The organism is Streptomyces sp. NPDC057900, assembly GCF_042887885.1.
Lineage (GTDB): Bacteria > Actinomycetota > Actinomycetes > Streptomycetales > Streptomycetaceae > Streptomyces.
Genome location: NZ_JBHVOI010000008.1, coordinates 32,106 through 56,980 on the forward strand (window position 1 = coordinate 32,106; position 24,875 = coordinate 56,980).

A 24,875-nucleotide genomic window follows, 5' to 3' on the forward strand; every position below is an offset into this window, starting at 1 on the left:
CCCCGCACAGACACGTTCTCCAGGAGATACGAATCCCATGCGCAAGAACCACCTCAGGCCCATAGCCGCTGTCACCGGCGCGCTCGCCCTTGCCGCCTCGCTGTCCGCCTGCGGCGGCTCCTCCGCCGCCTCCGACGCGAAGGTCGTCACCGTCTACAGCGCCGACGGGCTCAAGGGCGAGAACGGCGACGGCTGGTACGACAAGGTCTTCAAGGACTTCGAGAAGAAGACCGGCATCAAGGTCAAGTACGTGGAGGGCGGCTCCGGCGAGATGGTGCAGCGCGCCGTCCGCGAGAAGACCAACACCCAGGCCGATGTGCTGATCACCCTCCCGCCGTTCATCCAGCAGGCCGACTCCAAGGGCCTCCTCCAGGCGTACGAGCCGGCCGGATCCGACCAGGTGGCGAGCGCCGACAAGGCGTCCGACGCCAAGTGGACCTCGGTCGTCAACAACTACTTCGGCTTCATCCACAACACGAAGGAGCTGAAGACCCCGCCCGCCACCTGGGAGGAGCTGCTCGACGGGAAGTACAAGGAGAAGGTCCAGTACTCCACCCCCGGGGTCGCCGGTGACGGCACCGCCGTACTCATCAAGGCCATGCACGACTTCGGCGGCAAGGAGCCGGCGATGGCGTACCTGAAGAAGCTCCAGGCCAACAACGTCGGCCCGTCCGCCTCCACCGGCAAGCTCGCGCCCAAGGTCGACAAGGGTGAACTCTTCGCCGCCAACGGTGACGTCCAGATGAACTACGCCCAGTCCAAGGACATGCCGAACCTCGGCATCTGGTTCCCCGCGAAGGCCGGTGCCAAGCCCACCACCTTCGCCCTGCCCTACGCGGCCGGCCTCGTCACCAAGGCCCCGCACAGCGCCAACGGCAAGAAGCTGCTCGACTTCATGCTCGCCGAGCAGGCCCAGAAGGACGTCAGCGCGGTCGGCGGCGGCTTCGCTGCCCGCGAGGACATCGAGGCGGGCGACCCCAACGCGGTCGCGCTGAAGAAGCTGATGGACGGGGTCGAGGTCTTCGAGCCGGACTGGTCGGACATCGCGGCCAACCTCGACTCCTACGTGGACGCCTGGAAGTCGGCCACCGGCAGCTGACCGTTGCCGGACCATTCACCGCAGGGGTCTGGACCTCCGGCGGATCATCGCGAAAAGATAACGGGTCTAGGCCCAAGTTCAACTCCTCGCCGAAAAGCGGGGAGTTGAACGGGTTTTCCGTGTGCCCCCACCACTCCGACGGAGGATCTCGTGACCTCAGGTATGTCCCGCCGCACACTCCTCATGAGCGCGGCCGCCCTCGCCGCCGCAGCACCGCTCGCCACCGCGGGCGTCGCCGGCGCGGCCGCCGCCCGTACCCCCAAGGTCCTGGTCATCGGCCTGGACGGCGCCCTGCTGAACAGAATCAAGGACGCGGACGCGCCCCACCTCGACGCGCTGATGGCCGCCGGACTCACCTCCGTCAGCCCGCTCTACGCGGACCCGATGGCCCCCACCCTGTCCGGCCCCGGCTGGTCCACGATCATCACGGGCGTCTGGCCCGACAAGCACCACGTCAAGGACAACGCCTTCACCGGCAACGCCTTCGCCAAGTACCCGGACTTCCTGACCCGGATCGAGACGGCGAAGCCCGCGCTCTCGACGTACGCCGTGGCCTCCTGGAACCCGGTCACCGACACGATCTTCTCCGCGAAGGTCGACACCCGGGTCTCCACCCCGGACGCCGAGTACGACACCGGCACCACCAGCCGGGCCGCCGCCGAGCTGGCAGGCGGCAACCGGGACGCGGTCTTCGTCCACCTCGACAACGTCGACCACGCGGGCCACAGCTACGGCGCCGCCAGCAGCCAGTACCTGGACGCGATCCACGGCGTCGACACCCAGGTCGGCCAGCTGGTCGCGGCGGTGAAGGGCCGGGCCACCTACGGCTCGGAGGACTGGCTCATCATGATCACCGCCGACCACGGGCACACCGACGCGGGCGGCCACGGCGGGGCCAGCGCGGCCGAGCGGCAGACCTTCCTCATCGCGACCGGCGGCTCCATCACCGCGGGCTCGACCCGGTACGACATCAAGATGCCGGACGTCGCGGTCTCCGCCCTCGCCCACCTCGGCATAGCCGTGGACCCGGCCTGGGGCCTGGACGGGCGCCCGCTCCAGCAGCCGTCCCCCGACGCCTTCGACGCGCTGCGCCCCAAGCTCCAGACCCGGGTGGACGAGACGGGTATCGGCAGCGCGGTCCTCGGCTTCACGCACACCCCGCCCGCCGGATGGACCATCGACAACAGCGCGATGGGCACCGGCGGCGTCACCGAATGGCGCGGCTGGACCTTCACCACCGACGAGTTCTGGACCGCCGCGGAGCGCGGCCAGTGGCGCGAGAACAACGTCCGGGCCCGGAACGTCTTCGCGGTCGCGGACGGCGACGAATGGGTCGACAAGAGCTACACGGGCACCTTCGACTCCACCCTGATCAGCCCCGCCTGGCCGGTCACCGGCGGCCGCACCGCCACCCTCGCCTATACCACCCACTACCGTCAGGAGTCCCCGCAGAAGGGCGAGGTCCTCGTCTCCTACGACGGCGCCGCACCCGTCTCCGTCAAGACGTACACCTCCGACGCCGTCTCCGTGAACGAGTCGATCGCCCTCAAGGTCCCGGCCGGGGCCTCCACCGCGCGGATCCGGTTCCGGTACACCGGGGGCAACAACTGGTTCTGGGCGGTCGACGGTGTGAGCGTCACATCCGGCTGATCCGGAGCCGCGGCCGGAACGCCCGGACCCGGACCCTCTAAAATCGGGTACGCCGGCGCTGCACAACGCGGTGCCGCCGGCGTCCCGCACCCGGCGTACGGCACATCAGGAGTCCCGCATGGCAGAGCGCAAGCCGATCTCGTCCTGGCTCACCGACATGGACGGAGTCCTCATCCACGAGGGGACCCCGATCCCCGGGGCCGACGCCTTCATCAAGCGGCTGCGGGAGTCCGGGCTGCCCTTCCTGGTCCTCACCAACAACTCCATCTACACCGCGCGCGACCTGCACGCCCGGCTCAACCGGATGGGCCTCGACGTGCCCGTGGAGAACATCTGGACCTCCGCGCTCGCCACCGCCCAGTTCCTGGACGACCAGCGGCCCGGCGGCACGGCGTACGTCATCGGCGAGGCCGGGCTGACGACGGCGCTGCACGACATCGGCTACGTCCTCACCGACCACGAGCCGGACTACGTGGTGCTCGGGGAGACCCGTACGTACTCCTTCGAGGCGCTCACCAAGGCGATCCGGCTGATCAACGGCGGCGCCCGCTTCATCTGCACCAACCCGGACGAGACCGGCCCGTCCGCCGAGGGCCCGCTGCCCGCCACCGGGTCCGTCGCCGCCCTCATCACCAAGGCGACCGGCAAGGCCCCGTACTTCGCGGGCAAGCCCAACCCGCTGATGATGCGCACCGGGCTCAACGCGATCGGCGCCCACTCCGAGTCCAGCGCCATGATCGGTGACCGGATGGACACCGACGTGCTGGCCGGACTGGAGGCGGGCATGCAGACGTTCCTGGTGCTCACCGGGCTCACCACGGTCGAGGACATCGACAAGTACCCGTTCCGGCCGTCCACCGTCGTCGAGTCCATCGCCGACCTCGTGGACCTCGTGGAGCTGGGCTGATCACGGGCGGGGAGCGGTGCTCCGGCACCGCTCCCCGCACTCCACCGGCCCAGTCCCCGGCCCCCTGCGGATGCGGAAACGCGCCGCACGCGTGAACCTTCCATAAGGAGGTTCACGATGCGTTCAATACCCCTCACGTTCTGTGCCGCCGCAGCGGCTGCGGCGACCCTGATGCCCGCTTCCGTCGCACTGGCCGACTCCGGTTCCGACCACGACCAGGATTCGCGGTCCCGGGCCACTCTCTCGGTCTCCCCGTCCTCCATCGCGCCGGGCGGCGAGGTCGACCTGGAGGTCGGCGGCTGCAAGGGCAAGGAGGCCAAGGGGAACTCCGATGCCTTCGTCTCCGAGGCGCGCTTCTCGCCCGGCGACGACCGGACGCTCTTCGCGGAGGCCCGGATCCGCTCCGACGCCGAGCCCGGCGACTACGACATCCAGGTGGTGTGCAAGGACGACAAGCACACCAAGGTGTCCGGCGTCGTCACCGTCGTCCACCGCAACCGGCCCATGCCGGTCGCCCCCGTCCGCGCGGGCGGCGGCGGCACCGCCGTGCTCGCGGACCAGGCCGCCCACCAGGAGGGCCCCGGCACCATCCACGCGGTGGTCGGCCTCGCCCTGGCCGCCGTAGCCGCCGTCGCGGTCGCCTTCCGCAGCGCGCGCCGCCGCCGTCCGGCCCTCGACTGACATGTCCTCCGAGGACCGCCCGACGGGGCACGGCAGGCTGCTCACCGGAGTGGCCTGGGCCGTCCTCCTGCTGGGCCTGTGGCTCTGGGGCCGGGGCATCACCGACGGCTCCGGCATCGGCTCCGCCCCGACCACCGGGGACGTCGCCGCCGTCGGACGCCCGCTCGGCGTCCCGCTGCCCCCGGCGCACGAGCCGATCAAGGGCGTGACGCCGAGGAGCGTGGAGATCCCGTCGATCGGCATCCGGGCCCCCGTCGTCTCCCGGGGCCTGGACGCGGACGGCGCGATCGCGCCGCCGTCGTTCGACACGCCCCAGACGGTCGGCTGGTACGGCAACGGCACCGAGCCCGGCGCCAAGGGCCCGGCCCTGTTCGTCGGCCACGTCGACACCGAGACGAAACCGGCCGTCTTCTACGGTCTCAGCGCGGCCCGCCCCGGCGCCAAGGTCGAGGTGACCCGGACCGACGGCACGGTCGCGGAGTTCACCATCGACGACGTCCAGGTCTTCACCCGGGCCCGCTTCAACGCCCAGAAGGCGTACGGGCCCCGCAAGGACGGCCGGGCCGAGCTCCGGCTGATCACCTGCGGCGGTACGTACGACCGCGCCTCGCACTCGTACACCGCGAACGTGGTCGTCTCGGCGTACCTGACCGGCGAGGAGTCGGCGGAGAAGGCCGCAGAGAAGGCCGCGGAGAAGGCCGGGAGGACGGAGAAGGACGCGAAGCCGGCGTAGCCCGGTCTGCGGTACACGCCTGCGGTACACGGCCCGGCCGGCCGCCCGGGTTCTCCGGGCGCCGGCCGGGCCGGTCCTCGACCGCGGGGCGCGGGCCGCGGGAGTGGCCCGGCGCGGACACGGGAGGTCGTTGGCGTCCGGCCCGCCGCACGCACACTGTAGGACGCCGAACTCGCCCCGAACAGTTGAGTTCTGACGGTACGTCGATAACCGGTCACGCTCCGCGCCCGGTCAAGTCGGGCAGAGCGTGGTGAAACCGCCGTAACGGCTCTCCGGGGAAGCGGTGAGGAGCCGGGCCGCTCCCGGGCGCTGTGCCAGGATGGGCGGCGATGCGACGGGGAACACCGGACAGGACCCAAGGGGAGTGGATGTACGGCAGCCACAACGGCCGGTTCGGTATGCGGGGAGCGGGTGCGGCCGTGCTCGGCGCGGTGCTGCTGCTCGCCGGATGTTCCACCTCCGGTGACGGTGGCGGTGGCGGTGGCGGGCAGGGCTCCGGTGCGGGGAAGAACCCCGCCGCCATCGGCCAGCGGCCCGAGGGCACCGACCCGTACTGGGTCAACCCCGACGGGAACGCCGCCCGGCAGGTCGCCCGGTACACCGAGGACGGCAACAGCCGGGACGCGGGCCTGGTCCGCAGGATCGCGTCGCAGCCGGTCGGTGAGTGGATCGGGCCGGACAGTCCGGAGGCCGAGGCGAAGGGCTTCACGGAGGCGGCGGAGAAGGCCGGCCGGGAGGCGCTGCTGGTCCTCTACAACATCCCGCACCGGGACTGCGGACAGTTCTCCAAGGGCGGCGCCGCCGACGGCGACGCGTACCGGAGCTGGCTGGAGGACGTCGCCAAGGGCATCGGTGACCGGGGCGCCACGGTGATCCTGGAGCCGGACGCGGTGCTGCACCTGGTCGACGGGTGCACCCCGCAGGAGTTCCACGAGGAGCGCTACGACCTGCTCAAGGGCGCGGTGGAGAGGCTGGAGAAGCTGCCCGGCACCAAGGTCTACCTGGACGCGGGCAACGCGGGCTGGCACACACCGGACGCGCTCTTCCAGCCCCTGCGGCAGGCGGGCATCGACGCGGCCGACGGGTTCGCGGTGAACGTCTCCAACTTCCAGACCACCGAGGTCAGCAAGGATTTCGGCAAGCGGCTGTCCGCGAAGGTGGGCGGCAAGCCGTTCGTCATCGACACCAGCCGCAACGGCAACGGCCCCTACACCGGCGGCGATCCCGCCAAGAGCTGGTGCAACCCGCCGGGCCGGGCCCTCGGCGAGCCGCCGACGACGTCCACGGGTGACGAACTGGTCGACGCCTACCTCTGGATCAAGCGCCCGGGGGAGTCGGACGGTGACTGCCGGGGCGGCCCGAAGGCCGGCGACTGGTGGCCCGCATACGCGCTGGGCCTGGCCCGCGGCACCGGATAGGCGAGATCCTGCCCGGTGCCGGGGGTGATTCGGCTACCGGCCCTACGGCACCTCGACCCAGGTTCCCTCGGACGGGGTGCCCTTGCTGTCGGTGACGAAGAGCATGTACCAGCCCGACGGCACCAGCGCGCGGTTGTCCGGCACGGTCACCGAGATCCCGCCGTCCGTCTTCTTCAGGTCCAGCGCCACGGAGCGCTGGTCGGTGTCCGTGACGTGGGTGACCGCGCTCGGCCGCATCAGCTTCGCGGACTTGATGTCCGCTGCCTGGTTGGTGGTGAACACCGCGGTGCCGCCGCGCTTGATCTCCTTCGGTCCGGCGGTCAGTTCGGGCCGTGAGTCGCGGTACAGGTAGGGCGGGGTGTAGATCTCGACGCGCTGCTCGAAGACGCCGGGCCGGGTGTTGGCCTTGTCGGAGTAGAGCGAGTCGGAGCCGAAGATCATCACCCGGCCGTCGGGCAGCAGCACCGAGCCCGAGTGGTAGTTGCGGCCCACCGCCGGGTCCGCGACCCGCTCGTACGTGTCCGTCTTCGCGTCGTACAGCCTGGCCTGCAGGACGTTGGAGCCGCCCCGGCCCCGGTAGTCATTGGAGCCGCCGGTGACCAGCAGGGAGTCGTCGGGGAGCAGGGACGCGCTGGGGTAGCGGGTGCCCTCGTCCAGTGAGGCACCGTCCTTGAACCTCGGGTCCGCGTCCTTCAGGTCGACCAGCCGGGACTTCTCGCTGGACTTGTCGGACTCACCGACGCCGCCGCCGCCGATCACCATGAACTTCTCGTCCTGGGCCGGGGGCAGCCGTACGGTCGCCGAGGTCTCCATCTTGTCCGGGTCGCTCAGTCCGGGGACCTTGGTGAACTTGTTCGTCGCCAGGTCCCAGACGCCGGGTGCGCGGCCGACGTCGGCGGGGCCGTAGCCCGCGTTCGAGCCGGAGTAGAAGAGCTTGCCGTCGTTGAGGAGGAAGACCGCGGGATAGGTGGGGAACTTCCGGACGATGCCGGTGTACGTCCACTTCCTGGTCTCCGGGTCGTAGACCTCGTCCTTGCCGGGCACGATCTGCCCGATCTCGTCCAGGCCGGAGAGGGCGAGGACCTTGCCGTCCTTGAGGGTGGTGAGCGTCGGGTACCAGCGGGCCTCGTTCATCGGGTCGACGGTGATGTACTTCTCCGCCACCGGATCGAACTCGAAGGCCTCCCGGATGCCCTGGAAGTCCTTCTTGTCCAGGGCGAGCTTCTGGGCGATCCCGTACACGTTGCGGGTGTCGGAGCCGGACAGCCCGGCTATCCGGTAGTTGTCCTCCGTGCCCGTCTCGTACTCCGTACCGGACTTCTGCGCCTCGACGTAGATCCGGCCGAGCCCGGGGTCGTTGCGCAGGAAGGCGCCGGTGTTCTTGTCGAAGACCTTCTTGGCCTTCTCCACCAGCACGGGGTCCTTGGTGACGAAGGTCCTGCCGTTGGTCTTGCCGGTGAATCTGGTGCCCGCCGGAAGCGTGATCGGCTTGTCCGGGTCCTCGTTGTGGACGATCATCAGGCCGCCGGCCTTGGTGACGTCGCCCTTGAGCTTCTCGTACTGCTTCGTGCCGCCGGCTATGAGCAGCTTGCCGTCGGGCAGCTGGGTGTGACCGGCGCAGAACATGTCCTTGGGCGTGGGTACGTTCTTGAACGCGTTGGTCTTCGGGTCCCACAGCACGGAGCGGAAGCTCTTCGCGTCGAAGTTCTTCTGGTTGTTGCCGGAGCCCGCGACCAGCAGCACCTTGCCGGTGTGCAGCAGCGCCGCGTGGATCGTGTTGATCTTGAACTCGGACGGGATGTCCAGGAACTCCCAGTGGCCGTTGGTGGCCTTGTAGCCGGCCTGGTTGATCTTGTAGTCGTGGTAGCGCTCGGTGCTGAAGCGGTACAGCCACGGCCCGTTCGCTCCCGCGAGCGCGAGGACGACCGCCGTACTGATCGCCATGCGGCGGGTACGGCGGCTCGGACGGTACTTCATCGTTTACGTCCCCCAAGGGCGATCTGCATGGTCTGTTCGTTCCCGGCCCAGTGGGGCTGCTCCTGCTGGGTGGCGGCGGGCGGGCCGCTCGGTGGCGGCGGTCCCGCGCGCCGCTTCTTCCTCTCCGCCCGCACGGTGTACCGCCAGCCGAAGACCGGCGCGGCGGTGATCAGCAGCGCCAGGGCGGCCCAGGTGAGCATCGCGGGATGGCTGTGGCCGAGGACGAGGGACGCCACGATCGAGCCGGCGAAGACGAGGATGAAGAAGAGGTGGATGCGGAAGGTCCCGAAGAGGGTGTCCGGGCTGGAGGAGTCGCCCTTGGGCGTGACCACGAAGGAGCTCTTGCGGCGCAGCACGGCGTCCATCAGCGAGCGGGCGTAGATCGGCGCGGAGAGCGCGGACATCATCATGCCGGCGAGCCCGCCGGAGCCCTCGGGCTCGTGCGGCGAGACGTTGTGCCGGCGGTTCCAGATGTACAGGCCGATCTGGAGCGCGGAGGCGTTGCCGTACAGCATCATCCAGACGACCGGGTCGATCTGCACACCGGAGGCGCCCATGCCCAGGAACAGGGCGCAACTGAGGGCGGCGAGGATCCAGTTCATGGCGGACATCGGGTAGAAGATGATCATCATGGTGTAGTTGAAGAGCCTGCCCGCGGGCAGTGAGAAGAAGCCCTTCCAGTACTGCTTGAGGATCGTCTCGTACGTCCCGCGCGACCAGCGCAGCTGCTGGGTGAAGAAGTCCGTCCACGCGGTCGGGCCCTCGCCCACGGCCAGTACGTCCGGGGTGTACACCGAACGCCACTTGCGGCCGGTGCGCGGATTGCGGGCGCGGTGCATCTCGAAGCCGGTCGCCATGTCCTCGGTGATCGAGTCGTACAGGCCGCCGATCTGCTTGAGGGCCGAGATCCGCACCGCGTTGCTGGTGCCGACGAACATCGGGGCGCCGTAGCGGTTGCCCGCGCGCTGGATCAGCGCGTGGAAGAGGAACTGCTGCGATTCGGCGGCCTTGGTGACGAAGGTGTCGTAGTTGCCGTAGACCTGCGGGCCGATGACGAAGCCGACGTCCGGGTCGCGGAAGTAGCCGAGCATCCGCTCCAGGTAGTTGGGCAGGGGGACGTGGTCGGTGTCGACCGAGGCGAAGAAGTCGTACGCGTCGCCGTGCGCGTCGAGCCAGGCGTTGTAGTTGCCGTGCTTGGTCTTCGCGCGGTGCGGGCCCTTGGCCTGGTTCCAGTGCGCCACGCCCTTGCGGGAGAAGTGGTGCACCCCCAGCCGCCGGCAGACCTCCTTGACGGCCGGGTCGTCGCCCTCGTCGAGCAGCCAGACGTGCATCAGTCCGCGGTGGCGGATGCGGACGGCGGCCTCCAGGGTCTTCGTCACCATCTCCAGGGGCTCCTTGCCCGGGACGAAGGAGGTGAGGAAGGCGACCCGGGTGCCGTTCTCCGGCACGACCGGCACCGGATCGCGCGCGACCAGCGTGGCGTGCGCGTTGGAGAGGACGTTCAGGGTACGGAACAGCTCGATCAGACCGATCGACACCAGCATCACGATGTCGAGGATCAGCAGCGTGTCGTCTCTGAGGTTCGGGTCGCGCCGCGTCCAGTGCTCGGGCTGCATCAGCCAGGCGAACAGGCCGAGCGAGACGAGCGGTGCGGCGCCCAGCAGGAGGGCCGCGCGTATCCGGTGCGGCTCCTGGGAGAGGAGCGAGCGGTACTTCACGGTGTACGGCTTGGCCGGATCGGGCTGGGTCAGTGGCCCGGCGAGCCGGCTGTAGTGCTCGTAGTCGTAGCGTGGCAGCGCCTTCTGCGGGCGCCGGCGGCGGCCCCCGGTCCGGAACTGCGGGGGTATCCGGAGCTGGGTGGTCCGGGAAGGGTCGTCGTTGTTCGGCCGGGCGCCTGGCGGCGTCGACGTCATGGGTCATCCCCCTGCACGCAGGCGGGCTGCGTGGTCGGTCGGTCCTTTCGCCTGCCGCGTGCCCCCTGGAACGCGACCGACGGCTCAGTGGCGGGCACTCTTCCAGAGACATGGAACGGTGCCCTTCCGGTTGCATGATGCCTGTTCGGCATTTGCTCATGTGTGAGGCCCCCACCCCACACCGCGCACAACCGGAACATCCCCCTCTGATGCTTCCAACTGCTGGGGCCGTCGGCATGGTTGGTGCCGGCGACCCCCAGACAGGTTGGCCGACACAGGCCGTGTCCGCAAGGGTGAAACAGACTATTAACCGCTCATACGCACGATTTGAGGGGCCCTTGCGACGCGAGGGGGCGGGGGCGTAAGGCGAGGTGACGGAAGCGCTCGCGAAGGGGGTCCGCGCCTCCCGGTGACCAACTGATTACTGTGCGTCGGGTCTGGGCAGACTGTGCGTGAGCAAAGAATTCGCTGTGCGACGCCTGTGTGAGACGCCGGAGAGCGGGCCGGGGGTGGGCCGGAGAACAGTCAAGGCCCCCTCGCGCGTGGTGAGGGGGCCTTGACTATGCGTGCGCCGCCAGGGACTCGAACCCCGGACCCGCTGATTAAGAGTCAGCTGCTCTAACCAACTGAGCTAGCGGCGCCTGCTGACCTGGAGAACTCTACCCGATCCGGGACGGTGGTCCTGACCATTTCCGGCCCGGCCCGGCCTGTCGGATGGTCGTTTTTTCTCTTCTATCCGTCAAAATGCGATATGTCAGGAGAGTTGAGACACTGACGCCCGTACAGATGCTCCCAAAGATCTTGACAACTGCGGAGGGAATCGCATGACTGTGCCGGCCTTCGAGGAGTACGTACCCGCCATCGACTGCACCTGTGCGGGGTGCGCCGCGCGACGGCGAACCGCAGCCGCGGCACTGCCGACGCGGCAGGGAGGACATCCGGCCGCGCACGGCGCGCGGCGCGCGCTGGTGCTGGTCACCGCCGCCGGGGTGGTGCTGAGCGCCGGTCTGGCGGAGGCGGCGACGGCGGCGGCCGACCCCGCCCCGGTGACCGATCCGGCCCTGCCGGGCGACTCGGCCCCGCCGGGCGACCCGGAGCCGGGAGCCGGGCCGGCTCCCGCCGCCGGCGCGGTACCGGCCGGGCTCGCCCTGCCGGCCGAGCCGGGGGACGCGGCCGATCCGTTGGACCCCGGACCGGAGAGTCCGCAGGGCGGACCGGGTCCGCTGCAGGGCGCGGGAGCCTCCGGACCGCCGGCCTCGCAGACGGGCACGCCCGTGCTGCGCACGACCAGCCGGGCCGACATCATCAACCGCGCCAAGAAGTGGATCACCGCGCAGGTCCCGTACAGCATGAGCAAGTACTGGTCGGACGGGTACCGGCAGGACTGTTCCGGCTATGTGTCGATGGCCTGGAACCTGCCCGGCAACGAGTGGACCGGCAGCCTCGCCTCGTACGGGACGCGGATCGCCCGGGAGGATCTCCAGCCCGGCGACATCCTGCTCTTCCACAACCCGGCCGACCCCTCGAAGGGCTCGCACGTCACGATCTTCGGCGGCTGGACGGACTCCACGCACACCCACTACACGGCGTACGAGCAGACCACGCCGCACACCCGCAAGCAGACGACACCCATGGCGTACTGGACCAACTCGGGCAGCTACGTCGCCTACCGCTACAAGGGGCTGAGCACCGGAACCGGCGGCAGCGGCTCGACGAAGACGTTCCCGGGGGCCGGGAAATTCGGTCCGGGCGCCAACAACGCCTACGTCACCCAGCTCGGCGAACTGCTCGTCGCACGCGGTGGCAAGCGCTTCTACAAGGTCGGTCCGGGGCCCGCCTGGGGCAGCGCCGACCGGAAGGCGACCGAGGCGTTCCAGAAGGCCCAGGGCTGGAAGGGCAAGGAGGCCGACGGAATCCCGGGCCCCGACACCTGGCGCCTGCTGACCGGCGGCACCGGCCGCAGCATCCCCGCCACCGGCAGCAGCGGGCAGGGCGGCTCGACGGCGGTGCCGGCCTTCCCCGGGCGCGGCTATTTCCGGACGGGTCAGTCCAACAGCCATGTCGACAGGCTCGGGAAACAGTTGGTGAAGAAGGGATACGGCAAGTACTACCTGTCGGGCCCCGGCCCCCGGTGGACCGAGGCGGACCGGCGCAATGTCGAGGCCTTCCAGAAGGCCCAGGGCTGGCGGGGTGCGGAGGCCGACGGCTATCCGGGTCCGGAGACCTGGCGGCGACTCTTCGCGTGACACGACGCACATGACGGAGGCGGGAATGCGATCCACGGTGCCGGACAGCTCCGGGAACCAGGAGCACGGGGAGAACGGGAGCCCGGAGAGCCCGGGTTACGGCGAGGAGAGGTACGGGGCGCTCCCGGTGCGGGAGTGGGCCGCACCGGAGCGGGCGCCGGGTCCGGTCGGGCCCTACGGCTGGCCGGACCCGGAGCCGGGGGAGCGGGGGAGCGGACCGGTGGCGCGCTCCGGGCCGGACTCCGTGGTCGACCTGGTGCTCGACCTGACGCCGGGCACGGGCGAGGGCGGAGGCTCCGCCTTCGGTACGACCTCCGCCTCTGTGTCGGTTCCGGGCACGGCCGTCGATCCGGTCGTCCGCGCGGACGCGGAGGTGCGGGAGGGCGCGGGTGATCCGGGGCGGCCGGCCCTGGCGGCGGGCCCGTTCCTCCCCGGACCGGGGCTCGCCCCGGCCCGCCGGGACCTCGGCCCCTCCCTCTCGCTGTCCTTCGACGACGGCGACGACGACGGGGACGGCGACACGGGCGAGATCCGTACCGGGACGCGCACCGAGCTGCGTACCGAGGTACGGGTGGACACCGGACGCCACCACTCGGTCATCGCCAACGAGCGCACCGCCTCCATCCCGGTGCACCTGCTCTTCCGCGACGACCCCGAGGTCGCCTCCGACGCCGTCGCGCTGCCCGCCACCGTCGTCCGCAGGGCGCCCGGCAGCGAGCAGCCGGCCGGTGTCCGGCGGCCGCCGCTGCCCCGGTCACCGCAGGTGCGGCCCTCGACCCGGCCCGCGCCGGTCGCGGACCCCCGGCTGAACGAACGGCCGGGCCCCGCGCTGCCCGGCTGGGCGGCCCTGCTCGCCGCCCTCTGCTCACTCGCCGCGGCGGGCGGGGTGCTGTGGTGGGCGGGTGCGCTGCCGGGCGGGGTGCTGTCCCGGTTCGGGCTCGGCCCGCGTCCGTACGACGGCATCGGTCTCGGCGCCTGGGCGGCGCTCGCGCTGCTGCTGACCGGGGTGCTCTTCGCGCTCGGCGGACTGACCCGCGGCCGGGTCGGGTACGCGTGGGTGCTCACCCTCTTCGGCCAGTACCGGGGCAGCGTGCGGCGCACCGGACTGATGTGGGTGAGCCCCTTGCTGCTGCGCCGCCGGGTCGATGTCCGGCTGCGGCACTGGCGCAGCGAGCCGTTGCCCGCGGTGGACGCGAACGGCACCGCGCTGCGGGTCGTCGTGCTGGTCGTGTGGCGGGTCGAGGACACCGTGCGGGCGACGCTGGGCATCGCGGACCACGAGGAGTACCTGCGCGAGCAGGTGGAGGCGGCGATGGCGCGGGTCCTCTCGCAGCTGCCCGCCGACGCCTTCCACGAGGACGCCCACACCCTGCGCAACGCCGAGGCCGTGGGCGACGCGCTGACCCGGATGCTGAAGGCGGACTGCGAGCCGGTCGGCGTCGAGGTGTACTCGGCGCAGCCGACCGGGATCGAGTACGCGCCGGAGGTGGCCGCGGCCATGCAGCGGCGCCGGATCGCGGCCATCGACGCCAAACACCGCGACAGCGTGCTGACGTCGGTGGTGGACGCGGTCGACGACACCGTCAGCCGGCTGACCGCCCGGGGGCTCGTGGAGCTGGACGACTACGAACGGAAGTCACTGGTGAAGGACTTGACCGTGGCCTTCTACACCGGACGCGGTGGTGGGGACAGTGCCTGAAACCGCCCTCGGAGCCGGTGTCAGGTGAACCGGAATCGAACTCACATTGGTCTGGACATGTTCATGATCCGTCAATAATCTAGAACTTGGTCTAGACCGCACGACCCGCGCGCAGCAGTGCTCATGGAACCTCCCCCACGTACTCCGAGGAGCGTCAGCAATGCGTAAGAAGACAAGTGCGGCCCTGGTGGGTCTGGCGGTGGCGGGCGTCTCGATGTTCGCGACCAGCAGCGCCAGCAGCCACGGCTACACGGACAACCCCATCAGCCGTCAGAAGCTGTGCGCCAACGGCACGGTGACCGGCTGCGGCAACATCCAGTGGGAGCCGCAGAGCGTCGAGGGCCCCAAGGGCTTCCCGTCGGCGGGTCCCGCCGACGGTGCGATCTGTTCCGGCGGCCATGGCGAGTTCGCGCAGCTCGACGACCCGCGCGGCGGCAACTGGCCCACCACCAAGGTCACCGCGGGCCAGGGCTTCAGCTTCCGCTGGCAGTTCACCGCCCGGCACGCCACCACGGACTTCCGCTACTACATCACCAAGAACGGCTGGGACCCCACCAAGCCGCTCAAGCGCTCCGACCTGGAGGCCCAGCCCTTCCTGACGGTGCCGTACAACAACCAGCAGCCGCCCGCCACGCTGACCCAGCAGGGCACCATCCCCACCCAGAAGACCGGGAAGCACATCATCCTGAGCGTCTGGAACATCGCGGACACGGCGAACGCGTTCTACGCCTGCTCCGATGTTCAGTTCTGACGCTTAGTCAGTTACCGTGCGGCGCCATGAGGAGCGCAGGCACCGTCGCGGAGCTCGTACAGCGCCAATGGGGCGACCACCGGCCGGGATTACGGCACGAGGACACCGTTCTCAGCCACCACCAGGTCGCCTCCGGCGCTGCCGCACGGGCCGCGCTCCTGGCGGATCTGCTGCCGGCGGGCGGCGAACCGCACCTCGGGGTGCTGCTCGACAACACCCCCGAATTCCCGCTGTGGTTGAGCGCGGCGGCCCTGGCCGGGGCCGCCGTCGCCGGCCTCAACCCCACCCGTCGCGGCGCCGAGCTGGCCCGCGACATCACGCACACCGAATGCCGGGTGCTGATCACCGAGCGCGCCCATCTGCCGCTGCTCGACGGCCTCGAACTGCCCGGCGTCCGGGTACTGGTCACCGACACCGAGGCGTACGCCGCACTGCTCGCCCCCTACGCCGGGGCCGAGCCGGGTGACACGGTCATCGCCCGCCCCGGACCCGGAACCCGGATGCTGCTCTACTTCACCTCCGGCTCCACCGGCGCCCCCAAGGCCGCGCTCTGCACCCAGGGGCGCCTCGCCGCGGCCGGCCACTCGCTCGTCGAGCACTTCGGCATCGGCCCCGAGGACGTCCACTACATCTGCATGCCGATGTTCCACGGCAACGCGGTGATCGCGGACTGGTCCCCCGCGCTGGCCGGCGGCGCCGCCGTGGCGCTGCGCCGCCGCTTCTCGGCCTCCGGTTTCCTCTCCGACGTACGCGCCCACGGAGCCACCTACTTCACCTACGTCGGCCGTGCCGTGCAGTACCTGCTGGCCACCCCGGAGCGCCCCGACGACCGGGAGCACCCGCTGCGGATCGGCTTCGGCACCGAGGCGGGCGCGGTGGACGCGGCCCGCTTCCGGGAGCGGTTCGGGGTGCGGCTGGTCGAGGGCTACGGCTCCTCGGAGGGCGGCGCCGCGATCCAGCGGACCCCGGACACCCCGCCCGGCGCGATCGGCCGGGCCGCGGACCGCGACGACCTCGCGGTCGTCGACCCCGAGACGGGCCGCGAGCGGGTCGCCGCCGTCTTCGACGAGGGCGGGAAGCTGCTCAACGGCGCCGCCGCGATAGGGGAGCTGGTCAACCGGGGCCGGACCCCGTTCGAGGGCTACTGGCGCAACGAGGAGGCGGACGCCGCCCGGGTGCGCGGCGGCTGGTACTGGACCGGCGACCTCTTCTTCCGCGACCCCGACGGCTTCCTCTACTTCGCGGGCCGCACCGAGGACCGGCTCCGGGTCGACAGCGAGAACCTGGCCGCCGCGATGATCGAGAACATCCTCGCCCGCTGGGCGGACGCGGCCGCCGTCGCGGTCTACGCGGTGCCCGACCCGGTCGCGGGGGACCAGGTCATGGCGGCACTGGCGCTGCGCGAGGGGGCCGGATTCGATCCGGCCGCCTTCGCCGCCTTCCTCCGGGACCAGCCCGACCTGGGTACGAAGATGGCACCCCGGTTCGTGCGGATCGTGCCCACGATGCCGGTGACCGCGACGAACAAGGTGCACCGGGCCGGGCTGCGCCTGGAGGGCTTCCGGACCGGGACCGCTGTGTGGTGCCGGGACCAGGAGGGTGTTTACGTACCGTTCGGGGAGGAACAACTCAACTCCCTCACTGCGGAGTTCGAGGAGCACGGCCGGGCCGGTCTGCTGTCACCGGACGCCTGACGGGCCCGGGAGCATCGCCCGCCGCAGCTGGGTCACCGCGAGGACCGCGCCCGCCAGCAGGAGCAGCGCCCCGGCCACCGAGGCGTAGCTCATGCTGTGCACGAAGGCCTCCCGGCCGAGCGAGATCAGCGATCCGTCACCGGTGGACAGCGCCCCCGGCAGCGTCTTGCGGGCCGCGGCGGGCGCCGAGTCCGGCATCTGGGCGGTGTACACCGCGGTCGCCACCGCACCCAGCAGCGCCATCCCCATCGCCCCGCCGAACTCCTGCCCGGTCTCCAGCAGCGAGGCGGCCGAACTCGCTTTCTCCGGCGGGCTGGTGGACAGCGCCATGTCCGAGACGAGCGCCATGACGGTCACGATGCCGCTGCTCATCACGGCCGATCCGACGAGCAGTACCCACAGCGAGTCGGTGCCGGACAGGGCCAGGACGCCGAAGCCGGCCGCCGCGATCACGAACCCGGCGCAGACGACCCTGCTCCGCTCGACCCGCTGGGCGACGGCCGTGGCGGTGGGCGCGGCGGCGCCGACCGCGAGGGACGGTGCCAGGCTCCACAGCGAGGCCTCCATCGTGCTCATGCCGAGCACCGACTGGAGGTACTGGGTGGTGAAGAAGGCGGAGCCCATCATCGCGAAGGAGGCCAGCGCGTTCAGCCCGATCCCGGCGGCGAAGCCGCGGCCGCGGAACAGCTCCCGGCTGATCATCGCGTCGTCCCGGCGGCGCTGCCGGCGGACGAAGAACCAGCCGACGACGAGCCCGGCGACGACGACCAGGGCGTTGCGCGTGTCCATGCCGTGGGCGGCGGTCTCCTTGACCCCGTAGACGACCGGCAGCACCGAGCCCATCGAGAGCGGCACGCTGAGGAAGTCGAAGCGGCCCGGGTTCGGGTCCTTGAACTCCGGCACCAGCACCGGCACCAGGACCAGCAGCAGCACCATCGCCGGCACGTTGATCAGGAAGACCGAACCCCACCAGAAGTGCTCCAGCATGACGCCGCTGAGTACGGAGCCGAGCGCGATCCCGCCGGCCATGGCACCGGACCAGATGCCGACGGCCCGGCTGCGCTGGGTCTCGTCGCGGAACATGTTCCGCACCAGGCCCATCGTCGACGGCATCAGCGTCGCACCACCGATCCCCAGCACGGCGCGGGCCGCGATGAGCATCTCGGGGCTGGAGGCGTAGGCGGCGCCGACCGAGGCGGCGCCGAAGGCGAGGGCGCCGATCAGCAGCAGCTTGCGGCGGCCGATCCGGTCGCCGAGCGAGCCCATCGTGATGAGCAGGCCGGAGAGGGCGAAGGCGTACACATCGAAGATCCAGAGCTGCTGGGTGGCGCTGGGCGCGAGGTCCCGGTCGATGGACGGGATCGCGAAGAAGAGGACGGAGACGTCCATCGAGACCAGGAGGAGGGGGAGCAGCAGGACCACGAAGGCGGTCCACTCCTTGCGGCCGGCACGCTCGCCGGGTGCCGTGGTGGTGCGCGTGGGAGTTGTCATGCCTGGAAATGTACGAGCGTTTAAAACAGATGTCTAGTACGTAAGTGTAAAACGCTTGTACAGATCTGCCGGCAGCGCAAAACACACGAGGCGGCCTCCGTTGAACGGAGACCGCCTCGTGTGTTGTCTGTGCGCCGCCAGGGACTCGAACCCCGGACCCGCTGATTAAGAGTCAGCTGCTCTAACCAACTGAGCTAGCGGCGCCTGCTGACTCGAAAATAATACCTGGTCCTCAGGGGTGCGAATGACAACCCCCGGCGGACCCGGTCTCGGGCCCCTCCCGCGGGCCCCCTCCCTAGAGGGCCAGGGACAGCAGGACCGGGGCCGCGCGCCGGTTCAGCGTGTCCGCCGCCTCGCGCAGCCGGTGCGCGTCCTCGACGGGCAGCGAGAGTGCCAGGCATCCCGCCGACGACCCGGCGGTCAGCGGCACCGCCGCGCACACCGTGCCGACCGCGTACTCCTGGAGGTCGAGCACCGGGACCGTCGCCGGCTGGCTGTCCAGCTTGGAGAAGAGGACCCGCTCGCTCGTGATCGTCCGCGATGTCAGCCGGGCGGTCTTGTGCCGGGAGATGTGGTCGCGGCGGCCGTTCTGGTCCAGCTGGGTCAGCAGGCACTTGCCGATGGCCGAGGCGTGCGCGGAGGACCGGAAGTCCACCCACTCGTTGACCGCCGGGGTGCGCGGCCCGTCGGCGTACTGGGTGACCCGGATCTCGCCGTCCATGTACCGGCTGATGTAGATCGCCGCGCCGACCGAGTCGCGCAGCTGCACCAGTGCCTGCTGGAGCCGGGCCTCCACGGCCTGTCTGCGCGCCGCGCCGGAACCGAGCAGCAGCAGTGAGGCGCCGATCACATACGCGCCGTCGGCGATCTGCTCGACGTACCCCTCGCGGCGCAGCATCAGCAGAAGGGAGGCGAGATGCCCGACGGGCAGTCCCGTCTCCCGGGCGATCTGGGTGTCCGTCACGCCATTGCCGTGTTTGGAGACCGTTTCGAGGACACGGAGGGCGTACTGCACCGAATGGAACGGCGCGGTCGGTTCGGGCTTCAACGCCACGGTTTCCCCCTACCAGGTTGTGACCGCAAGCTCTGCCCTCACGATAGCCGCCAATGGCCTGTTCAGGGGCTGGTGTTGACGACTCCGCCGTGCGCCCCGGCCCGGTGGACCGGGGCGCACGCACCTGGCATATGCCAGCGTCAGGAGTGGACGACGGATGCCGAGGTCACAGCACCGCGTTGAGGAATTCGCGCGTGCGTTCGTGTTCCGGATCCGTGAAGATTTTCTCCGGTGAACCCGACTCCACGACCCGCCCGGCGTCGAACATCAGCACCTTCTCCGAGACGTCACGGGCGAAGTTCATCTCGTGGGTCACACAGAGCATGGTGATGTCGGTGTTGCGCGCGATATCGCTCAGCAGCTCCAGGACGCCGGCCACCAGCTCCGGGTCGAGCGCCGACGTCACCTCGTCCAGGAGCAGGATCTCCGGTTCCATCGCCAGCGCCCGCGCGATCGCGACCCGCTGCTGCTGGCCACCGGAGAGCTGGGAGGGGTGGGCGTCGACCTTCGCCGAGAGCCCGACCAGGTCGAGCAGCTCCTTGGCCCGGGTCTCCGCCTTGTCGCGGTCCATGCCCAGGACGTTGACCGGTGCCTCCGTGATGTTCTGGAGCACCTTCATGTTGGGGAAGAGGTTGAACTGCTGGAAGACCATCCCGATCTTCTTCCGCGCCTCGCGCAGATGCTTCTCGGAGGCCGGCTTCAGCGAACCGTCCGCCGCCGTCATGTGCGTCAGCGGGTCGCCGTTGATCCGGATCACGCCGTCGCTGACCTTCTCCAGCGTCATCAGCAGCCGCAGGATCGTGGTCTTGCCCGAGCCGCTGGGCCCGATCAGGGTGACGTGCTCGCCGCGCTCGACCGTGAAGTCCAGCTGGTCGAGGACGACGTGGTCGCCGTACTGCTTGACCACCTTGTCGAAGCGGACCAGCGGATGCCCGGTGTCCTTGGAGACGGAGACCGGCACGACGTCCTCGGGCGCCGTGGCCGCGGTCTTCTGCACGGGGAGAGGTTCAGTGGCCAAGGCGCTTCTCCAGATTTCTCATCAACAGCGAGGTCGGGTAGCTCGCGACCAGGAAGAGCACCCCGGCGAGCGTGAACACCTCGGTGTACACGAAGTGCTCGGCCCCGTACTCACGGGCTTTGAAGACCATCTCCTGCACCGTGATCACGGCGAGGAACGGGGTCTCCTTGAACATCAGGATCGCGTAGTTCCCGAGGGCGGGCAGTACGTTGCGCACCGCCTGCGGCAGGATCACGGCCTGCCAGGTCCTGCGGGGCGACATGGACAGCGCCCGGCAGGCTTCCCACTGCCCCTTCGGGACGCTGTCGATCCCGGCGCGGTACACCTCGGAGGTGTACGTGGCGTAGTGGATGCCCAGCACCACGATGCCGACGTACAGCGGCTCCACCGAGCTGAACACGGCGGCGGCGCCGACGAGCTGGATCAGCAGCGGGGTGGAGCGGATGAACTCCATCACCACCTTCACCGGCACCGTCACGAACCGGCTCGGGGCCCGTCCGGCGACCGCGATCGCCAGCCCGAGCACCGCGGCGACCACCGTGCCCAGCAGAGTGGCCAGCAGGGTGATCTTGAACCCCTGCAGAAGCAGGGGCAGGGCCTCGCCCACGGCGTCCCACTTGAATCCCTCGTTCACCGGGCACCTCCAGCGGCGGCGGCGGTCACGGCGCTACGGGACTTCAGCAGGCTGCCCCCGGTGGTCTCCATGCCGAGCCGCCGTTTGGCGGACCGCTCCAGCAGGTTCATCAGCAGGGTCAGCGCGTACGCGATCACGAAGTAGCAGGCCAGCAGGGTCACATACGCGGTGAGGGTCTCACCCGTACGGCTGCGCAGCTTCTCGACTGCGGTCATCAGGTCGGCGGCCGAGATCAGCCACAGCAGCGGCGTGCACTTCAGCAGCTGGATCAGCAGGTTGGTGAGCGAGGGCAGCATCTGCACCCAGGCCTGCGGCATGATCACCTTGCGCATCCGGTGCAGCGGCGTCATGTTCAGTGCGATCGTCGCCTCGTACTGGGCGCGCGGAACGGAGTTGATCGCCCCGCGCACCACCTCGGCGCCGTACGCGCCGTAGTTGAGGCCGAAGGCGAGGACGCCGCAGAGCAGCGGCGACAGTTCGTAACCCGTGAGCGGCGGCATCGCGTAGTAGAACCAGAACAGCTGGACGTACAGCGAGGTGCCGCGGAAGAACTCCACGACCACGCGCGAGACGCCGCGCGACAGCAGCAGCCGGCTGATCGACATCAGGCCGAGGACGAACGACAGCACCAGGGCCAGCAGCGCGCCCAGGATGGTGGCTTCCAGGGTCACCCACAGTCCGGAACGCAACTGTGGGAGATCGTCCATGAAGGCGGAGAAGAAATCACTCATGCGGTGGGGTTCCGTCCCTGTCAGCCCTTGCAGAGATCGGCCGTCTTCAGGTCGGCCGGCGGCAGCTCGCTGGCTCCGAAGCCGTAGTCCTGGAGCAGGCTCACATAGCGCGACTTGTCGGAGACGATCTTCTTCAGCTCGCGGTTGAAGGCGTCCCGCAGATCCTCGTTGCCCTTGCGGAAGACGGCGCCGCCGGGGCTGTACTGCTTCTTGCCCTTGAGCTCCGGCAGGAAGGCCTCGGTGACCTCCGTGCCCGCGTTGGTCTTGGCGAGCCAGCGCAGCGAGATGCCGGTCAGCAGGAACGCGTCGACCCGGCCGCCCTTGACCGCGTCCGCGCCGTCCTGCGGCTTCTGCAACGTCTTGATCTTGCTCTTGGAGATGCCGGCGCCCTCGGCGTACGAGCCCTCGACCGCACCCGCCATCACACCGATGGTGAGCCCGGCCGCCTTCGCGGAGGCCAGGTCGGTGACCTTCTTCGGGTTGCCCTTCTTCACCATCATCGCGGTCGGCGAGATGAACTCGGGCTCGGAGAACAGCGCGTTGGCACAGCGCTCGGGGGTGATCGCCATACCGGCGCTGACCACGTCGTACTTCTTGGCCTGGAGGCCCGGGATCAGACCGTCCCACTCGGAGAGGGTGGGCCGCAGCTCGTCGACCCCCAGCGCCTTGAAGATCTCCCGGTGCAGGGCGGGCGCCTCGCCCTTGAGCTGCTTGCCCTCCATGTAGCCGTACGGGGCCTCGTCGGCGTACGCGACCCGGACGAAGCCCTGCTTGCGGAGCTTGTCGAGGGCTCCCTCGCCGTCCGCGGAGTCGGCGCCGGTCTTGCTGCACGCGGTGAGCAGGCCGGGGACGACGAGCAGACCGCCCACGGCTGCCGATCGGTTGAGAAAGCCCCGGCGGGACAGGTTAGGGAAGTCAGCCATGGTTCGCAGTCTCCTGGAAGGGTCGAACAGTCCGGACAGGGTGAACGCCTGCCCGCTCCCGTACGTCTATGCAGCCGGAGATCGCATGTAACCGAACGGTGGCCGGAGGGTGACCTTCCCGTGTCCGAAGTTGGGCGGAGCGCGACGAGATGTGCGCAGGGTGTATTTCCTTGCGGGATGCGACGGATGACGGGGTGTTATCAGTAGATGTCCGCAATGGGGTGGTGAAGTCGGTATGGAACGGGCCGGGTTGGGGTCACTCGCCCGGATCCGTCCCCGGGATGTAGCCGAGCCGTTTGTCCACCACGTTCGGCAACGGCCGACCGGCCGCCCGCAGTTCGTACATCTCGACGAACTGCTCACCGAGCCGGTCCCGCCAGCCCACCGTGTCCCCGCTCATGTGCGGCGAGACGATCAGGCCGGGCACGTCCCACAGCGGGCTCCGCGGATCGAGCGGTTCCGTGGCGAACACGTCGAGCGCCGCCCCCGCGATCCACCGCTTGCGCAGCGCGTCCACCAGATCGCCCTCGACGACCATCGGGCCGCGCCCCACGTTGATGAACCGGGCCGAAGGCTGCATCAGCCCGAAGAACCGGCTGTCGAACATCCCGTACGTCCGAGGGGTCAGCGGGGCCGCGCAGATCACCCAGTCGGCGCGCGCCGCCAGCGGGTCCAGATCCTCCGCCCCGTGGATCGTGCGCCGGGCCGTACGCCCCACCAGGGCCACCTCGACGCCCAGCGCCATCAGCAGCCGGGTGACCGCCCGCCCGATCGGCCCGGCGCCGACGACCACGGCACGGGTACCGGCGACCGGGGCGCTCTCGCGGTGCCGCCACCGCCGCGCCCGCTGGAGCTCCAGGGTGCCGGGGAGGTCCTTCGCGAACGCCAGCACCAGCCCCGCCACGTACTCGGCGATCGGCTGTTCGAACACGCCCCGGGCGTTGGTCACCACCGTGTCGCACTCCACCAGCTCCGGGCAGAGCAGCCGGTCCACGCCCGCGCTCGCCGTATGCACCCAGGAAGGGCGAGGCCCGTCACCCGGCCAGGCCTCCCGTACCGCGTCGGAGGTGAAGTCCCAGACCAGCAGGACATCGGCGTGCGGGAGCCGGGCGGCCAGACCGGCCGCGTCGGTGTGCCGGACCGTGACCCGCCCGGCCAGCCGGCCGAGCCGGGGCGGTGGGTCGGCGTCCAGTACCAGCAGAACGGGCTCCGGCATGGGGGACGGTTCCTCCCGCGTCGGCCTGGGCCAGTCTGACGACAGGCCCTGGGTGGGCTCAGGGGTCACGCTCGCAGCCGCTCCGGCCCCCGTCAACAGCTCGTAGCGATGACCCGGGCGGATGGGGGAATACTTGAACGGAGACGGGGGAGCTCCGCAAGACAGCCGGACAGTTGCCGGCGCACAGGAAGGGTGGACATGACGACCGTCGGATTCCTCTACCCGGGCCATTTCGCGGCGGGTGACTTCCCGCGCATGGAGATCCTGCTCGACAGCACCATCAGACTCGTCGTCCAGCACACCGACTGCCCCGAGGACGCCTACCGCGAGGACGCCCTGCGGGCCCTGGGCACCCCCGAGGGGCTGGCGGCCGGGGCGCAGGAGCTGGGGCGCTCCGGGGTCGAGTCCGTCGTCTGGGCCTGCGACGGCGGCAGTTTCCTGTACGGGCCGCAGGGCGCCCACGCCCAGGCCGCGACGCTGGCCCGCGCGCTGGGCGTGCCCGTCTCCAGCACCTCCATCGGCTTCGTCCACGCGGTACGGAAGCTGGGCGCGGCCCGGGTCGCGGTGGCCGCGACGTACCCGGAGGAGATCGCCGCGCGCTTCACCGCGTTCCTGACGGCCGAGGGCATCGAGGTGGTCGCCACCCACGCGGCCGGTGCCGCCACGGCCGAGGAGGTCGCCGGCTGGGGCCCGGACCGGGTCAAGGAGCTGGCCACCGCCGCCGACCGGCCGGACGCGGACGCGGTACTGCTGCCGGACACCGCCCTGCACACGGTCGCCCACCTCACGGAGCTGGAGGAACTGCTCGGCAAACCGGTCCTCACCGCGAACCAGGTGTCCGTCCGGGAGGCCCTGCGGCTGGCCGACCGCCCCGCCTGGGCCGCGCGGCTCGGCACGCTCTTCGCGGCCCGCGAGGCACCGCCGGCCCCGGCGGAGCCGCCGGCCCGGCCGATCTGGGGCAGCGGCCGCTCGTACGCGCACGGCGGAGGCACCCGCCGGACCCCGGAGTAAGCGGACCCCGGAGCAACCGGACCCCGCGC

General features: G+C 70.4%; 20 protein-coding genes and 2 tRNA genes. 11 read left to right on the forward strand and 11 right to left on the reverse strand.

All coding sequences use genetic code 11. The features are described 5' to 3' along the window. Positions 1 to 37: 37 nt before the first annotated feature. The 6 genes from ACFVQ0_RS26395 to ACFVQ0_RS26420 all read left to right on the forward strand — a co-directional run bounded on the left by ACFVQ0_RS26395 (position 38) and on the right by ACFVQ0_RS26420 (position 6,488). A complete protein-coding gene (locus ACFVQ0_RS26395) occupies positions 38 to 1,099 on the forward strand; it encodes a 2-aminoethylphosphonate ABC transporter substrate-binding protein (protein WP_390091682.1) in 1,062 nt (353 codons plus the stop codon). A 162-nt stretch (positions 1,100 to 1,261) separates the two neighbouring features. Next, positions 1,262 to 2,749, forward strand: coding sequence for an alkaline phosphatase family protein (locus ACFVQ0_RS26400; RefSeq protein ID WP_390091855.1), 1,488 nt, complete (start codon positions 1,262 to 1,264; stop codon positions 2,747 to 2,749). A 118-nt stretch (positions 2,750 to 2,867) separates the two neighbouring features. Continuing rightward, positions 2,868 to 3,656, forward strand: a complete 789-nt coding sequence (locus ACFVQ0_RS26405; protein ID WP_390091683.1) for an HAD-IIA family hydrolase — start codon at positions 2,868 to 2,870, stop codon at positions 3,654 to 3,656. A gap of 117 nt (positions 3,657 to 3,773) precedes the next feature. Continuing rightward, complete coding sequence (locus ACFVQ0_RS26410) at positions 3,774 to 4,337, forward strand: hypothetical protein (protein ID WP_390091684.1); 564 nt, start codon at positions 3,774 to 3,776, stop codon at positions 4,335 to 4,337. Position 4,338: 1 nt separating this feature from the next. After that, the gene (locus ACFVQ0_RS26415; protein ID WP_390091685.1) at positions 4,339 to 5,070 is read left to right on the forward strand and encodes a class F sortase; all 732 of its coding nucleotides are present in this window, start codon (positions 4,339 to 4,341) and stop codon (positions 5,068 to 5,070) included. 368 nt (positions 5,071 to 5,438) lie between these two features. After that, positions 5,439 to 6,488, forward strand: a complete 1,050-nt coding sequence (locus ACFVQ0_RS26420; RefSeq protein ID WP_390091686.1) for a glycoside hydrolase family 6 protein — start codon at positions 5,439 to 5,441, stop codon at positions 6,486 to 6,488. A gap of 42 nt (positions 6,489 to 6,530) precedes the next feature. On the opposite strand, the gene ACFVQ0_RS26425 is transcribed toward ACFVQ0_RS26420, so the two are convergent. The 3 genes from ACFVQ0_RS26425 to ACFVQ0_RS26435 all read right to left on the reverse strand — a co-directional run bounded on the left by ACFVQ0_RS26425 (position 6,531) and on the right by ACFVQ0_RS26435 (position 11,019). Continuing rightward, a complete protein-coding gene (locus ACFVQ0_RS26425) occupies positions 6,531 to 8,465 on the reverse strand; it encodes a galactose oxidase-like domain-containing protein (RefSeq protein WP_390091687.1) in 1,935 nt (644 codons plus the stop codon). Next, positions 8,462 to 10,378: a glycosyltransferase family 2 protein gene (locus tag ACFVQ0_RS26430; protein WP_390091688.1), complete on the reverse strand. Its 1,917-nt coding sequence runs from the start codon at positions 10,376 to 10,378 to the stop codon at positions 8,462 to 8,464. Before ACFVQ0_RS26430 ends, ACFVQ0_RS26425 begins: the two co-directional genes overlap by 4 nt. A gap of 567 nt (positions 10,379 to 10,945) precedes the next feature. Continuing rightward, a tRNA-Lys gene (locus tag ACFVQ0_RS26435) sits at positions 10,946 to 11,019 on the reverse strand. 183 nt (positions 11,020 to 11,202) lie between these two features. Here ACFVQ0_RS26435 and ACFVQ0_RS26440 point away from each other — a divergent pair. The 4 genes from ACFVQ0_RS26440 (at position 11,203) to ACFVQ0_RS26455 (ending at position 16,768) form a co-directional block, all read left to right on the forward strand. After that, the gene (locus ACFVQ0_RS26440) at positions 11,203 to 12,624 is read left to right on the forward strand and encodes a peptidoglycan-binding protein (RefSeq protein WP_390091689.1); all 1,422 of its coding nucleotides are present in this window, start codon (positions 11,203 to 11,205) and stop codon (positions 12,622 to 12,624) included. 25 nt (positions 12,625 to 12,649) lie between these two features. After that, positions 12,650 to 14,323, forward strand: coding sequence for an SPFH domain-containing protein (locus ACFVQ0_RS26445; RefSeq protein ID WP_390091690.1), 1,674 nt, complete (start codon positions 12,650 to 12,652; stop codon positions 14,321 to 14,323). Positions 14,324 to 14,483: 160 nt separating this feature from the next. Next, a complete protein-coding gene (locus tag ACFVQ0_RS26450) occupies positions 14,484 to 15,074 on the forward strand; it encodes a lytic polysaccharide monooxygenase (RefSeq protein ID WP_390091691.1) in 591 nt (196 codons plus the stop codon). Positions 15,075 to 15,100: 26 nt separating this feature from the next. After that, positions 15,101 to 16,768 carry an AMP-binding protein gene (locus ACFVQ0_RS26455; RefSeq protein WP_390091692.1) on the forward strand — a complete coding sequence of 556 codons (1,668 nt, stop codon included), beginning with the start codon at positions 15,101 to 15,103 and terminating at the stop codon, positions 16,766 to 16,768. Here ACFVQ0_RS26455 and ACFVQ0_RS26460 read toward each other — a convergent pair. The 8 genes from ACFVQ0_RS26460 to ACFVQ0_RS26495 all read right to left on the reverse strand — a co-directional run bounded on the left by ACFVQ0_RS26460 (position 16,754) and on the right by ACFVQ0_RS26495 (position 23,835). After that, positions 16,754 to 18,259 carry an MFS transporter gene (locus tag ACFVQ0_RS26460; RefSeq protein WP_390091693.1) on the reverse strand — a complete coding sequence of 502 codons (1,506 nt, stop codon included), beginning with the start codon at positions 18,257 to 18,259 and terminating at the stop codon, positions 16,754 to 16,756. The two genes, ACFVQ0_RS26455 and ACFVQ0_RS26460, sit on opposite strands and share 15 nt — an antisense overlap. A 130-nt stretch (positions 18,260 to 18,389) precedes the next feature. Beyond that, positions 18,390 to 18,463: transfer RNA gene (locus ACFVQ0_RS26465), tRNA-Lys, on the reverse strand. Between the two features lie 91 nt (positions 18,464 to 18,554). After that, the gene (locus tag ACFVQ0_RS26470; protein WP_390091694.1) at positions 18,555 to 19,313 is read right to left on the reverse strand and encodes an IclR family transcriptional regulator; all 759 of its coding nucleotides are present in this window, start codon (positions 19,311 to 19,313) and stop codon (positions 18,555 to 18,557) included. A 166-nt stretch (positions 19,314 to 19,479) separates the two neighbouring features. Next, a complete protein-coding gene (gene ehuA, locus ACFVQ0_RS26475; RefSeq protein ID WP_390091695.1) occupies positions 19,480 to 20,331 on the reverse strand; it encodes an ectoine/hydroxyectoine ABC transporter ATP-binding protein EhuA in 852 nt (283 codons plus the stop codon). After that, entirely contained in the window at positions 20,321 to 20,965 is a 645-nt protein-coding gene (ehuD, locus tag ACFVQ0_RS26480; protein ID WP_390091696.1) for an ectoine/hydroxyectoine ABC transporter permease subunit EhuD, read from the reverse strand. The genes ehuA and ehuD overlap by 11 nt, the downstream gene beginning before the upstream one ends. After that, entirely contained in the window at positions 20,962 to 21,696 is a 735-nt protein-coding gene (gene ehuC / locus ACFVQ0_RS26485; RefSeq protein WP_390091697.1) for an ectoine/hydroxyectoine ABC transporter permease subunit EhuC, read from the reverse strand. The genes ehuD and ehuC overlap by 4 nt, the downstream gene beginning before the upstream one ends. 20 nt (positions 21,697 to 21,716) lie before the next feature. Further along, entirely contained in the window at positions 21,717 to 22,619 is a 903-nt protein-coding gene (gene ehuB, locus ACFVQ0_RS26490) for an ectoine/hydroxyectoine ABC transporter substrate-binding protein EhuB (RefSeq protein ID WP_390091698.1), read from the reverse strand. A gap of 256 nt (positions 22,620 to 22,875) precedes the next feature. Then, a complete protein-coding gene (locus ACFVQ0_RS26495) occupies positions 22,876 to 23,835 on the reverse strand; it encodes a D-2-hydroxyacid dehydrogenase (RefSeq protein WP_390091699.1) in 960 nt (319 codons plus the stop codon). Between the two features lie 198 nt (positions 23,836 to 24,033). Between ACFVQ0_RS26495 and ACFVQ0_RS26500 the strand changes: the two genes are divergently transcribed. Continuing rightward, the gene (locus tag ACFVQ0_RS26500; protein WP_390091700.1) at positions 24,034 to 24,846 is read left to right on the forward strand and encodes a decarboxylase; all 813 of its coding nucleotides are present in this window, start codon (positions 24,034 to 24,036) and stop codon (positions 24,844 to 24,846) included. The last annotated feature ends 29 nt before the right edge of the window (positions 24,847 to 24,875 follow it).

Coding starts and splice junctions, on each gene's coding strand:
- ACFVQ0_RS26445 (WP_390091690.1), top strand. CDS start 12,650: ATGCGATCCACGGTGCCGGACAGCTCCGGGAACCAGGAGCACGGGGAG.
- ACFVQ0_RS26425 (WP_390091687.1), bottom strand. CDS start 8,465: ATGAAGTACCGTCCGAGCCGCCGTACCCGCCGCATGGCGATCAGTACG.
- ehuC (WP_390091697.1), bottom strand. CDS start 21,696: ATGAGTGATTTCTTCTCCGCCTTCATGGACGATCTCCCACAGTTGCGT.
- ehuB (WP_390091698.1), bottom strand. CDS start 22,619: ATGGCTGACTTCCCTAACCTGTCCCGCCGGGGCTTTCTCAACCGATCG.
- ACFVQ0_RS26415 (WP_390091685.1), top strand. CDS start 4,339: ATGTCCTCCGAGGACCGCCCGACGGGGCACGGCAGGCTGCTCACCGGA.
- ACFVQ0_RS26495 (WP_390091699.1), bottom strand. CDS start 23,835: ATGCCGGAGCCCGTTCTGCTGGTACTGGACGCCGACCCACCGCCCCGG.
- ACFVQ0_RS26440 (WP_390091689.1), top strand. CDS start 11,203: ATGACTGTGCCGGCCTTCGAGGAGTACGTACCCGCCATCGACTGCACC.
- ACFVQ0_RS26430 (WP_390091688.1), bottom strand. CDS start 10,378: ATGACGTCGACGCCGCCAGGCGCCCGGCCGAACAACGACGACCCTTCC.
- ACFVQ0_RS26395 (WP_390091682.1), top strand. CDS start 38: ATGCGCAAGAACCACCTCAGGCCCATAGCCGCTGTCACCGGCGCGCTC.
- ACFVQ0_RS26410 (WP_390091684.1), top strand. CDS start 3,774: ATGCGTTCAATACCCCTCACGTTCTGTGCCGCCGCAGCGGCTGCGGCG.
- ACFVQ0_RS26405 (WP_390091683.1), top strand. CDS start 2,868: ATGGCAGAGCGCAAGCCGATCTCGTCCTGGCTCACCGACATGGACGGA.
- ACFVQ0_RS26455 (WP_390091692.1), top strand. CDS start 15,101: ATGAGGAGCGCAGGCACCGTCGCGGAGCTCGTACAGCGCCAATGGGGC.
- ACFVQ0_RS26400 (WP_390091855.1), top strand. CDS start 1,262: ATGTCCCGCCGCACACTCCTCATGAGCGCGGCCGCCCTCGCCGCCGCA.
- ACFVQ0_RS26460 (WP_390091693.1), bottom strand. CDS start 18,259: ATGACAACTCCCACGCGCACCACCACGGCACCCGGCGAGCGTGCCGGC.
- ACFVQ0_RS26420 (WP_390091686.1), top strand. CDS start 5,439: ATGTACGGCAGCCACAACGGCCGGTTCGGTATGCGGGGAGCGGGTGCG.
- ACFVQ0_RS26500 (WP_390091700.1), top strand. CDS start 24,034: ATGACGACCGTCGGATTCCTCTACCCGGGCCATTTCGCGGCGGGTGAC.
- ACFVQ0_RS26450 (WP_390091691.1), top strand. CDS start 14,484: ATGCGTAAGAAGACAAGTGCGGCCCTGGTGGGTCTGGCGGTGGCGGGC.